A 12353-nucleotide genomic window follows, 5' to 3' on the forward strand; every position below is an offset into this window, starting at 1 on the left:
ATTTCAATCCACGCTCCCACGAGGGGAGCGACTTTCACCAGAATCGTTCATTACTTCCATTATCTATTTCAATCCACGCTCCCACGAGGGGAGCGACCACATACTACTCACTCAGTTGACGGCATATGGGATTTCAATCCACGCTCCCACGAGGGGAGCGACGAGTGACTATGGGAGATAAAACATTATCCCATAAATTTCAATCCACGCTCCCACGAGGGGAGCGACGTTATTCGCCGGGTACGGTTCACAGGCAATGGCACTATTTCAATCCACGCTCCCACGAGGGGAGCGACGTGCAGAAGCTGGTTGACAAGTTATCAGATATTACAGATTTCAATCCACGCTCCCACGAGGGGAGCGACTATGACAAGCGTGAGCGGCTGAATACTGACGAGGTATTTCAATCCACGCTCCCACGAGGGGAGCGACGATGTATTAATGACTTATGCATCAGAGATACGCAATTTCAATCCACGCTCCCACGAGGGGAGCGACCAAACCGGACTGTAAATTAGTCGCAACTGTACTATTTCAATCCACGCTCCCACGAGGGGAGCGACTGTTGTCTTCTCCGCAGATGCACCGGATTACTCGATTTCAATCCACGCTCCCACGAGGGGAGCGACGAGGATCAGCATGAGTGGTTTGGATATGCACAAAAATTTCAATCCACGCTCCCACGAGGGGAGCGACGCCAGGGGCTCGAACCCTGGACACCCTGATTAAGAATTTCAATCCACGCTCCCACGAGGGGAGCGACATGTAGATCGAGCTGATAAGCCTACTTATACAGGATTTCAATCCACGCTCCCACGAGGGGAGCGACAATGCCGACTTAAATATGAGATCGAGCAAGCAGAAATTTCAATCCACGCTCCCACGAGGGGAGCGACATAGACCGCAAATTAATCAACGAGCATGACAACCTAATTTCAATCCACGCTCCCACGAGGGGAGCGACACGGCATTTATAACCGAGTAAAAGCAGACGACGATTTCAATCCACGCTCCCACGAGGGGAGCGACGTGCACCGTATAGTGTATCGCAGATCAATATGTACTGATTTCAATCCACGCTCCCACGAGGGGAGCGACACAGCCGCTAAAGAAATATTTGATGCATTAGACATTTCAATCCACGCTCCCACGAGGGGAGCGACTTGCTAATGCTAACTATGACAAGCGTGAGCGGTTATTTCAATCCACGCTCCCACGAGGGGAGCGACGCGGCGGTAGATGCTCTGGACTACTTAAAAGCAAATTTCAATCCACGCTCCCACGAGGGGAGCGACTAGGTGTAGTTACAAGCTAACTAATATGTCGTTAATTTCAATCCACGCTCCCACGAGGGGAGCGACATTCTCAAGGCGATTGAAGACAAGCTTAACGGCTATTTCAATCCACGCTCCCACGAGGGGAGCGACCATTTATGACAGCTAGCAACGTAGCAATGATTGACGATTTCAATCCACGCTCCCACGAGGGGAGCGACGACAAAAGATTCTATAAAAAGGAGTTCCAACATATTTCAATCCACGCTCCCACGAGGGGAGCGACTGTGGAAGTCTGGCCATGTGGGTGTTTATATTGATTTCAATCCACGCTCCCACGAGGGGAGCGACAAGGTAAAGACCGCAGCAACGTCAACCTCGGAATATTTCAATCCACGCTCCCACGAGGGGAGCGACAGAGAACTATATGGTTGTTCGGAAGGGAGATAAGATTTCAATCCACGCTCCCACGAGGGGAGCGACAGCAATTTTCGCCAAAAAGTTCTCTTTTCTCTCAGCAAAAATTGTCTAAAATATTTAATCTTAACAACAAATTATTTTAATTAAAAATATCTTTGTATGTTATTTCAATAAATCGCATAATTTATAAGGTGCGAATCCCCCAGGCATTTTATGTATGCTTGGCTTTCGCATCAGTTACAAAATCAGTGTCTGATCCGGGGCGATTCCTCTGTCTACCCCGATATGTTCAATCTTGGTCTGATATTTATTACCCAGATAGTAGAATCGAAGACTGTCCTTTTCTGTATCAATAATATCCTCAAGTGTTGCCTTCAATGCAATGCTCTGAGCATTATCCAAAATACATTCAAACACAGAATTCTGAACTCTTCTGCCATAATTAACGCATTGTTTTGCCACTTTGCGTAATCTCGCTTTTCCGGTCGCATTTTCTGTGTTGACATCGTATGTGATCAATACTAACATATCGCACCTCACTTCCACAGGAATGCAGGATAACCGTCCAGATCCCCACGTAGATACCGCGCCAACAGCATTGCCTGCACATAGGGTACCATGCCCCATTCCAACTTTTCCTGCAAATAGGGATGTGTTATGGTTTCTTTTTTTCGATTCTGCCACTCCGTCAGTATCAGTCTTCGTCCATCATCATCCAGGAGAACCGCACCGTTTTCCTTTTGGGTAAAATTCTTGGCTGTGATCATCCGTTTATTTACCAACGACAACACAAAGCGATCTGCCAGCACGGATCGCAGTTCCTCCATCATGTCCAATGCCAAAGATACTCTGCCCGGGCGTTCTGTATGTAGATATCCAACACAGGGATCCAGTCCTACACACTCCAGTGCAGATGCCTCCGTATTCGTCAGCAACGTATACACAAAAGACAGCATCGCATTCATTTTGTCGAGAGGCGGTCTCTTATTCCTGCCCTGAAATGTAAAATCTTTTTTCTGCTGCAGAATCAATTCGTCAAACACGCTAAAATAAATACTGGCTGCCTCTCCTTCATATCCCCTGAGTTCGTCCCTGGATGTGCTATTCTGAATCAACATCAGAGAATTTTTCAGCATTTCAGATGCCTTTTTTACCCGCTCTGCATCAATCTGCATACTATGATCTCTGACTGCCCGCTCCAGAACCCACCTGGCATTATGTACTTTTCCAAGGATACAATTTTGAGCAATCTCCAATCCCACCTGTTCATCTTTGCTGCTGGCATACTGTTGTTCCCGCAGAATCACGTTACCCCGCACTTTCCCGGTGACCCGTGCCAGGAATTTTCCCTGGGGAGTCATGTAACACAGAGAAATATTTCGTTCTGCACAGGCACCCATAAGTGCCGGGCTGGTTCCCCGATATCCGAATGATACAATTCCCTCAAGATTATGCAGCGGAACTCTGCCCAATTCTTTCTTGTCATCATAAATTACAATATTTTCACCATCCAGAGCAAGATAACTGTTTTCGGAAGTAACATATAACGTATTCAATAATTTTTTCATACGTTTTCCTCCATAAGTACCTGATCCATATAGTTTTTCACAGAACCGGTTTTTGCAAGTCTTGGCATGCAAATCTCCTTTAAAGAGCAGGAAGTACAGTGCTTTCCCATCTTTACTTTCGGTGTATACCGCCGTTCATAATATTGATGCATTTCTTGAAACATCTCACGCACTTTGCTGCGAAGTTCTTCCGTGATCTCCACGATTTCCCTCCGTTTTGTCTCTCCGTAAAACAGTGCACCTTCCGGAATCTGTGTGGAAAACATTTCTTCCAGGCACATTGCCTGCGCAGCTAATTGTAATTTGTCTTCCTCTGTGATCTTCGGTTTTCCCTTTTTGTATTCGATCGGATATACCGAAAAATTGCCCCTGTGCCCATGCAGACGGATTCCATCCTCACATCTGTGAAATTCCACCACATCACACTCACCCGTGACGCCCATTTCTCTGGACGCCACGGGTAATGCTCTCGCTATGATTGTGTCTCTTCTTTTTTCGGTAAGATATGGATCATGTGCTTTCTTATGCATTAATTCACCGATTACCGTATGTTCATTTTCAGCCCACTGTTGCTCTATATGGATCAGCGCCCACTGTCTTTTGCAGAATCTGAAATGCTGGATCCCTGATATCATGAGATAATCATCTTCTGCATATTCCATTAATTCATCCTTCTTACTTCCACGGAATCAGGAATCTGTTCCTCGTGAACGGTAACCGTATAGTCCTGATATTTTCTGGGATATTCCACGCCCTCGTTTCTCTTTACTTCTACGGCATCGAACAATTTATAAGCCGGGCAGTCTCCCAGTTCTTTGCTATGCTTGAATACAATCAGTTCCCGCACTGCCATATTGCCTCTCGCTGCAGAATGGTCTACCTCGAACATGTTAAGAATTGCTTCCCATAGCAATTCCAAATCGTCTTCGGAAAATCCGGTTACTTTCCGCGCCAGATTTGCGGAAATATAGCCTTCTGCCCGGTACAGTCCATAAGGAACGATGGTCTTTCTACCCATTTCCGTATTCTTGTTTTCCGCGTCCTTTTCTGTGGTGATGGCAACTCTGGTGATAGTTACTTCTTGGCTGATGATCGGATCGATACTTCTGGCAAATCCAATCTGCACGGGTCCTCTCACCTGACCGCAGTTCAACGATGCTTTTACAAAAGTAGTCATTACGGCACCAAACGTACGGATATCATAGAAATTCCGGCACATATAATCCTTCAATTTAAGATCTACACCGGGATCATTTTTCTTTAACTTTTTAAGTTCCTCTGTCACCTTTTTATCATCCGTTTCGGTGATTCCCATATCCGCACAGGCTTCTCTGTCACTGCGATTTAAGGGTACATCTTCTTTGATGTAAATCTTATATCCCTGAGCATCCTCTTTTACGGTCTCGACATAATTGCGGATCTTACGTTTCAGGCAGACATCCGTTACCAAGCCCAGTCCGCTCTCTGGATCGACTCTTGGCATATTGCCCGCATCAGGATCTCCATTGGGATTACCGTTCTCCACATCAAATAATACTACGAACTCATATCTGTTTTTAATAGCTTCACTCATTTATTTGTCCTCCCCTTTTTTATATTTTTCCTGCTGTTGATGATAGTAGCCAAGTGCAAACTGCCCCTGCTGTTCCAGGGATAAGCGTTTCGGGAAATCGTCAAATTTGCCCATAATTTTCCCAACTTCTTTTTCGTAATAGACTTTCGCTCCGCCTTTATCCCGTTCCAACTTTTTCATATGGCTGTTTTTCAGTTTGAGCAACACCGGGAAAATAACTGCCGGCGTAGCACATGCGGAATTAAAGTAGCGGTCATGAATTGTCGTAGTGATTGTCGGGTTTGCTTCTTTTTGTATGCTTTCCAATACGGAAAACAATCTTCCCAATACATAGGCTATATCATTGCGGTCTTCGTTCAATCCCATGAGATTTTCTCCTTTCATACAATTATAATTTTTGATCAAAAATGCTTTGATGATAGCAGCACGTTTCCAGTTCACGTTACCGCACTCTGCCCGAATGCGGATCAGTGTGTAGGTATACAGACTTGCCGGATATCGTCCGCCCGACAGAATCGCCTGCAATACAAGGGCTGCCATGTTCGGAACCGGTGTCTTATCTTTTGATTTCTGATTCACGGTTTCATTCAGCATGTCACGAATCCCCAGATAATCCTGTTCTTCCCATGCCGGTTTTACAATCTTGAGCCGCTCATAATGGTCTGCTATATTCTGTATGATTTTCCCAAACGAATTTACATAGAAAAAACGGACCGACAATCGTGCTGCATTTGGTGCCAGCGCCAGTATGTAAAAATTCTGTTTCGGATCCATCTCCGCATCTTCTAAGTAAACCCTGGTGCCTTCTTTCAGGCTATCGAAAATGTCCTTCAGTTTTTTCTGATTATCTTTCGTGGGTTTAAACATATTCAGAAAACACTTCTGATACTGCTCTTTACCGCTTTCTGCCCAGTACACGATCATGGAATCCCCCAGGGAAAAGGTGTAATCCCGCTGGGACAGCAGATAATTCAGTGCCGTGGTATATGCAAATTCCGCATATTTTCCCACCGGCGCATTATAACTCTGTTCCTTTCCATAAGACTCAAATGACAGTGCATTGAATGATACCAGCGCCGCTCCGCTGGACTGTGCCCCGGGTACCCCTTTGATTGCTTTATGGATTCGTGATATCTCGGCTTTTTTACCGGTAACCAGGCAAATGCCGTTATCTTCTCCACCATTCCGCGCCCGATAGTTTTCCCAACAGTCTCGAATCTCCGGATCTTCCTGTGCTTCCTGCCCTTCCACAGAGAAAATAAGATTGCCGCCTTCTGTCAATTCTTCCCAGTTTTCCCGAATCACAGGATGTTCTGATGCTTTCTGCGGATCCCATTTTTCAAAATAGGCTAAAATTGCCCGGGCTGTTTTTCCCTGTGCAGATTGCAGAATCTGTCCATGCTTTTCTTTCGTCGCCTGGAAGCAATCCACTACACGTGAGTTCGTTCCATCTGCGTCAATACCCAGCATATACTTGGAATTGTCGCACAGAAAATTAGCTGCCACACCGGAAGATCTGGTCACCATCTCCGGCACGACGAGATTTGCCGGTACCCAGACTACTTTCTTACCACGCATATCCGCTATTTTTCGGGAAGTAATACCTATGATATCCCCCTCCGAAGACAAATTGATTTCATAGGACACTTTCGCATGGCACCATCCCAACCTGGATACTTTCCCCTGTTCTGCCAGATTTTCATAGTATTTTACCAGTGCCTGTAGTATCATCGCAGCACCTCGCAATCTCTCAGATCCACCACGCCGTGACGCATTATTGCCCGGAAAAACATAGGCTGGATATTTTCCGGATCACTGTAATCCATGTCAAACAGCATGATGCCAAGATCTTTTTCTTCTACTACATCATAGGCGGTATGAATTTCTTCTTCCTCGCAGAGAGCAAAATGCGCCGAGAATTCTCTACAACCGAAGTATGGCATATAATAAAATTCTCCTTTACGCAGCCGTCTCATGATAATGTCCTTAAATTTTCCGGGATTATCAGAAGCGTTGGCTTTCTCTGTCATTTCAAAATGAGCTTCGATGGTGTAGCTTACATTGCAGAGCAGCTGTGATGCTCTCTGTACAATGTCCTCCTTCGTACTAATATACAATGTTTTGTCTGCACCGTTGTATGCCTGCAATACATTGCTTGCCAGGATCTTGCTTTTTACTTCATTTCGTCGTACACTTGTAAATTGGATAGGGTTTTTGACATAGATTTTGTCGATGATCCACCGCATTCCCGGATGCCAGTAAATGGCTTCCAAAATACCGCGTGCCGCTGAGGGCGTGATGATGTCATAGCTGTAGCGTTCAACTTTGAGTTCGGGTCTCGAAAACAATGCATAGTCTCCCCATACATTTACTTTTACTCCGACTCCCATTTATTCCACCTTCTTTCCACAATTAAAGCGCTGTTCCCGTTTACTGTTCCTTTGTAGTACTATTTTCTGTCTGACAATAATACCCCCTTTGTAAAATACTGTCTTTTCGCAGATATGATATGACAATATTTTAGTTTATCTGTATTTATCTGACAAATTCACTATACTACAAGTCTAATATATTTGCAATGCTTATTTTTATTCGTAATGATAATTTCAATTGAAATTATCGCTAAAACTATTAGATTTTTTTGAATTATATGTTATACTTTCAATGTCAGGTATATCCTGTGGATTGAAATAATTGTAATTTTCATTAACTTACAAGAGTAGCGGTACACTTTTCCATCGTGTACCGCCACTTCCATTTCCTGCAATATTAAACCATCATCATTCCGCCCAATTCCACTTCCAGTTTCAATCCGGTGTCTTCCCGGTATTGTTCCTCCTGCGTCAGCACATAAAAATCCTGCGCATCCGGGTCTACCGCTTCTACCATCCCCGCATCACGCATTTCTTCAAACAACATATTCCGTTTCTCATATTCCCCTTTTTTCCGAACACTTACACAATATTGCCCTGCTTTTCGCATACGGCTCTTTGTCAGTCCCTGCTGCCGAATTTCCTGCAAAAGAGCCTCCGCTTCCGGTTCTCTGTTGATATATACCGTAACTGTATTTTCCTCAATCAGATTAAATTCTCCGGCTACTGTTGCAAATTGATAATTTCCGTCCTTGAACTTGTCCAATATTTTCTTTATATCCAGGCTTTCGCCCTTGATGCGATATAGTCTCCGAAAATATTCTGTGATATTATCCAGTGCAGTAATATCTCTGCCCTCCGCCAGCAGATTTTTCGTCGTGTCGATCTGCTGCCGCTGTCCGGATACCCTTTCCTTGTCTTCCCACTGGAAGATGCGGACAATGCTCTCTTCCTTTCCTCTTTTATCATTTCGATTACAACGTCCTGCTGCCTGAATAATGGAATCCACACCGGCTAGTTCCCGATATACCGAAGTAAAATCCAGATCCACTCCGGCTTCCACGAGACTGGTCGAAATGACGATACATTTTTTTCCTTTTTTGTCATCCAAACGTTCTCTAATCTCCGCAAGCACTCGTCTTCTATGCGCCGGATACATGGTGGTTGATAAATGATAAACGCCCTCTCCCTGCAGCCGTTCGTAAAGCCGCTGTGCTCTTTTTCGCGTGTTCACGATACACAGTGCATGCCACTCCTGCTGTAGTTTCTCCGCCATTTCCTCTTCCGTGATGGTATCAATATTCTGATAGGTTACCCTTTCAAAAAATCGAAATTGTTCCTCTCTCCGTGGGCATAATTCCCGGGCAACATACTTTTCAGGCAGAAACTGCTGTAATGCCGGTTGTGTCGCCGTACACAGCACGATACTCGTGCCATATTGTTGCAACAGTTCCTCTATCATTGCCATGCACGGTTTCAAATAATTCGCAGGAAGCATCTGCGCTTCATCGAATATGATGACACTGTTTACTATATTATGTAATTTCCTGCATTTGGAGGACTTATTGGCATACAGGGATTCAAAAAACTGGACATTTGTGGTAACCACCACCGGTTTATCCCAGTTTTCCGCCGCCAACTGCATGGGTTTGAACTCTTCCGAGCTCTCATAGTCTACATTGCTGTGATTTTCCAACACATTTTCACTACCCAGGATTTCCCTGAACACCTGCGCATTCTGCTCGATAATACTGGTATAGGGAATCACATAAATCACACGGTCCATATGGTTCTCCACCGCATGCTGCAACGCAAATGCCAGAGAAGCCACAGTTTTGCCACCACCGGTGGGTACCGTAAGCTGAAACAATCCTTTGGAGGACTTTCCCATTTCCAGACAGTTCCGGAGAATTTCAGATCGTCTTCCATCAATCGTAGTATCATTCCGATTTATAAGCCATTTTGCTATGTAATTTTGCAATTTTTCCAAAAGAACATCCATGTTCTCTCCGGAATCCCTTTGAACCGTTCCGTTGTTCATAAACTGTTCTGTATCCAGAAAATCGGCATCCACCAGGCAGGAATACAGCATGCGAATAAATACACTCAGCGCAAAGTTTGGATCCTTTTCCGGATTCATGGCAATGGGTGGTGTGGTAATTTGAGGGATTTCTATTTCCTTTTCATACGCACTGTAATCGCACAACCTTTTCTTAAGTCTCCCCAGCAAAGAGGACGGCAATCCCTCTCGTCCCAGATCCGGCAACCCTGCATGATGCCCTGCTATGCAGTAAGTCAGAAGCCAATAGCAGCCATCTAAATTTTCGCAGACCTTCGCCCCGGCAGTGGAATGATCCACCCAGATATCCAGATTTTCTTTGATCTTCTTTTGAAATTCCGCGGAATATTTTCCAATGTCATGTAACATCCCACAACAATATCCCCAGTCCGCTTTCCTGAATTTTGCAGCAAATTTTTCTGCAAGCTCTGCGGTTCCCTGTAAATGTTCTTTTACTGATTGCTCTCTGTCCCCATCAATGTGTGCAAGGTATTTCATGTTCTTCCCCTCTTTTCTACAATCTATTCCCTCCGCTCCGGCAGCATCCCCTTGATCTTCGCTCCACTCAGGTCCACATCCAACACAATCTTCACCATCCAGAAGAACAGTAACAGCACCAGCATCGGGATCACGCAGGAAGTAATGATCATCACAGCCACTGCCTCAATAAAATGATTTAAGGAATTCTCCACTTTCTGCACCAGTTCTTCGGTAGAAACCGTCACGTTTTCCACAACATTTGTCACTGAATCTTTAGCGCCGGAAATAGCGTCTTTTGCCCAGTCGAAAATGTTTGAGACAGATCCTGAGTTATTGCTTTCCTTCTCCTGCACGTTACCTGTAACAGTTCCAGGAACTTCTGTTGTTCCGATTCCAGGTGTTTCCGTCGCATTAGTGTCATCGTCATCATCCGCCACGCCACTGTTTTCCAGTATATTCTGTGTGTTCCTGGCATCCTCAATGGTAGCTTCGATCTGGGCCTGATAGGTGTCTCCGATAAGGTCAGAAATCTTTACACTGGCCGGAACCACGAAGGAGATTGCCAAGCCAAACACCACCAGTTTTGTTGCCAGTTTTCGCAAGGTGGCATTTGCAAAAATCAGGTTGAATATCCACAAGCCACAGGCAATCGGAATCAGGTAGGTAAATGCCACATATCCGGTAATCGTCACTAGATATTTTTCAAGATAAATGGCGCAGAGAACCACCAGCAGATACCCGCTGACATCCGCCATTTTCTCCGCAATGGGCGTTGCCGTGTCTCCCGGAAGCAGGGTGATCAGCGCCGAAGTCACCGTGGATGCCGCCGTCAGCTCCATGACCGTCTGTTTTTTCTCATCCAGAGAGGCTATGGTTTTCTGGTGATTTTCCGGGGCGGAGGCGTATTTTCCGATAACGGTTATGGATAGAATAGCGACCAACAGCAAAATCACTGCCGTAATGCATTTTTGTTTGTTAAAGTTCATGTGATTACCTTCTTTCCTTCTCGATTTCGATATTATTTCCCACAAATACCCTGCCATTACATTTTTCAGGACGTAATATGAACTATACGCTACACTTTTCAGGACGTAATCCAATGTTATCTTACACTTTTCAGGACATAACTTCTATTTTAGGATGACGTTACTTCAAAAATCTCCGTAACATCTTCTCTTTCATCTCATCATACCTCTGGTACCGTATCGGCAGATCCGTCCATGTCTTTTTATCCACAATACTTCTATAATGGCTGAAAGTCTCGAATCCGGCGCGTCCATGGTAGCCGCCCATGCCGCTCTCGCCCACGCCGCCGAAGGGCATGGCGCTGGTGGCTAGGTGGATGATGGTGTCGTTGATGCAACCGCCGCCAAAATGGCAGTGATCCAAGATCCGTCTCTGGGCTTTTTTATCTTCACTGAAGAAATACAGTGCCAGCGGATGAGGATGTTCCTCCACACAGCGGATCGCCCAATCCACAAAGTCTCCCGTGGCTGCATGCGTCCCGGAAGCATCCCTGCAAAAATCATTTTGTGCAACACCTTTCTCTGCATCATGTGCATTATACGTCAGCACCGGCAGGATCGGTCCGAAGATTTCTTCTCCCATCACGGCATCTTCCCAGGTCACATCCGTCATCACTGTGGGAGCAATCCGCAAAGTCTTTTCGTCATACTGCCCGCCGCAGACGGTCTTTTCCGCATCCATCAGCCCCAGCAGTCTGTGAAAATGCTTTTCGTTGATGATTTTTCCATAATCCGGATTTTGCAGGGGATCCGCACCAAACTGTCTCGAGATCTCCGCCCGGATAGCTTCCACCAATCGGTCGCGGATCCTAACATCACACAACACATAATCTGGTGCCACACAGGTCTGCCCGCAGTTTAGATATTTTCCGAATACGATCCTCCTCGCCGCCAACGGAAGCTTCGCCGTAGCATCCACGATGCAGGGACTTTTCCCGCCCAGCTCCAGCGTCACCGGGGTCAAATATTCCGCAGCGCTTCTAAGCACCTCCCGTCCCACGGTCTTGCCTCCGGTGAAAAATATCATATCAAACCGCTGCTGCAATAATGCCTGATTCTCCGTTCTGCCGCCGGTGATCACAGCCACGTATTCTATCGGAAAACATTCTTCCAGAATATTTTTCAGCACAGCTGCCGTCGCCGGAGCATATGCACTGGGCTTCACCACCGCCGTATTTCCGGCAGCTATGGCATCGATCAGCGGATCCAGCGTCAGTAACACCGGGTAATTCCAGGGGCTCATGATCAGCACGGTGCCATAGGGTGACGGAGAGCGAAAGCTTATCGCTGCGAACTGTGACAGCGGTGTCGGCACTCTCTTTTCCTGCATCAGCCCCCGCAGATGTTTCTGCATCCAGGTCAGCTCCGAGAGCGTCAGTCCGATCTCGCACATATAGCTCTCCATCCGGCTTTTTCCCAGATCCTGTTGCAGTGCAGCATTCAGTTCCTCTTCATGGCGCTGCAGGGAGGCCTTTAATTTTCCCAGCTGTTCTGCCCGAAATTTCCGGGAAAGTGTGGCTCCCGTAGCAAAATATTCTCTTTGTCTGTTCAATATCGTCCGGATCTCCTGCTCTGTCATAGA

At 45.9% G+C, this 12353-nt stretch carries 9 protein-coding genes and 1 CRISPR repeat array (1 of these 10 running past the window's edge); all 9 genes read right to left on the reverse strand.

Annotated features, from left to right (window positions below; translation table 11 throughout):
• A CRISPR array of direct repeats spans positions 1–1757; the repeat unit is 32 nt; unit sequence ATTTCAATCCACGCTCCCACGAGGGGAGCGAC (it extends 4632 nt beyond the left edge of the window).
• 174 nt (positions 1758–1931) lie between these two features.
• The 9 genes from cas2 to DWZ61_RS11810 all read right to left on the reverse strand — a co-directional run bounded on the left by cas2 (position 1932) and on the right by DWZ61_RS11810 (position 12350).
• A complete protein-coding gene (gene cas2 / locus DWZ61_RS11770) occupies positions 1932–2222 on the reverse strand; it encodes a CRISPR-associated endonuclease Cas2 (protein ID WP_118538659.1) in 291 nt (96 codons plus the stop codon).
• A gap of 8 nt (positions 2223–2230) precedes the next feature.
• Positions 2231–3262: a type I-C CRISPR-associated endonuclease Cas1c gene (gene cas1c / locus DWZ61_RS11775; protein ID WP_118538661.1), complete on the reverse strand. Its 1032-nt coding sequence runs from the start codon at positions 3260–3262 to the stop codon at positions 2231–2233.
• Complete coding sequence (gene cas4 / locus DWZ61_RS11780) at positions 3259–3924, reverse strand: CRISPR-associated protein Cas4 (RefSeq protein WP_118538663.1); 666 nt, start codon at positions 3922–3924, stop codon at positions 3259–3261. Before cas4 ends, cas1c begins: the two co-directional genes overlap by 4 nt.
• Complete coding sequence (cas7c, locus tag DWZ61_RS11785) at positions 3924–4835, reverse strand: type I-C CRISPR-associated protein Cas7/Csd2 (RefSeq protein WP_118538665.1); 912 nt, start codon at positions 4833–4835, stop codon at positions 3924–3926. Before cas7c ends, cas4 begins: the two co-directional genes overlap by 1 nt.
• Positions 4836–6566: a type I-C CRISPR-associated protein Cas8c/Csd1 gene (gene cas8c, locus DWZ61_RS11790; RefSeq protein WP_118538667.1), complete on the reverse strand. Its 1731-nt coding sequence runs from the start codon at positions 6564–6566 to the stop codon at positions 4836–4838. It abuts the gene before it with no gap.
• On the reverse strand, positions 6563–7225 hold the full coding sequence (gene cas5c, locus DWZ61_RS11795) for a type I-C CRISPR-associated protein Cas5c (protein ID WP_118538669.1): 663 nt from the start codon (positions 7223–7225) through the stop codon (positions 6563–6565). The genes cas8c and cas5c overlap by 4 nt, the downstream gene beginning before the upstream one ends.
• 379 nt (positions 7226–7604) lie before the next feature.
• A complete protein-coding gene (cas3, locus tag DWZ61_RS11800) occupies positions 7605–9764 on the reverse strand; it encodes a CRISPR-associated helicase Cas3' (RefSeq protein ID WP_118538671.1) in 2160 nt (719 codons plus the stop codon).
• Between the two features lie 23 nt (positions 9765–9787).
• Positions 9788–10732: a hypothetical protein gene (locus tag DWZ61_RS11805; RefSeq protein ID WP_118538673.1), complete on the reverse strand. Its 945-nt coding sequence runs from the start codon at positions 10730–10732 to the stop codon at positions 9788–9790.
• 160 nt (positions 10733–10892) lie between these two features.
• Positions 10893–12350, reverse strand: coding sequence for an aldehyde dehydrogenase (locus DWZ61_RS11810; protein ID WP_118538675.1), 1458 nt, complete (start codon positions 12348–12350; stop codon positions 10893–10895).
• Positions 12351–12353: the final 3 nt, after the last annotated feature.

It is taken from the genome of Clostridium sp. AF34-10BH, assembly GCF_003478095.1.
Taxonomy (GTDB): Bacteria; Bacillota; Clostridia; order Lachnospirales; family Lachnospiraceae; genus Acetatifactor; species Acetatifactor acetigignens.

Bases quoted from the DNA above. Each gene is read 5' to 3' on its own strand.
- cas2 (WP_118538659.1), bottom strand. From the start codon at position 2,222: ATGTTAGTATTGATCACATACGATGTCAACACAGAAAATGCGACCGGA.
- cas1c (WP_118538661.1), bottom strand. From the start codon at position 3,262: ATGAAAAAATTATTGAATACGTTATATGTTACTTCCGAAAACAGTTAT.
- cas4 (WP_118538663.1), bottom strand. From the start codon at position 3,924: ATGGAATATGCAGAAGATGATTATCTCATGATATCAGGGATCCAGCAT.
- cas7c (WP_118538665.1), bottom strand. From the start codon at position 4,835: ATGAGTGAAGCTATTAAAAACAGATATGAGTTCGTAGTATTATTTGAT.
- cas8c (WP_118538667.1), bottom strand. From the start codon at position 6,566: ATGATACTACAGGCACTGGTAAAATACTATGAAAATCTGGCAGAACAG.
- cas5c (WP_118538669.1), bottom strand. From the start codon at position 7,225: ATGGGAGTCGGAGTAAAAGTAAATGTATGGGGAGACTATGCATTGTTT.
- cas3 (WP_118538671.1), bottom strand. From the start codon at position 9,764: ATGAAATACCTTGCACACATTGATGGGGACAGAGAGCAATCAGTAAAA.
- DWZ61_RS11805 (WP_118538673.1), bottom strand. From the start codon at position 10,732: ATGAACTTTAACAAACAAAAATGCATTACGGCAGTGATTTTGCTGTTG.
- DWZ61_RS11810 (WP_118538675.1), bottom strand. From the start codon at position 12,350: ATGACAGAGCAGGAGATCCGGACGATATTGAACAGACAAAGAGAATAT.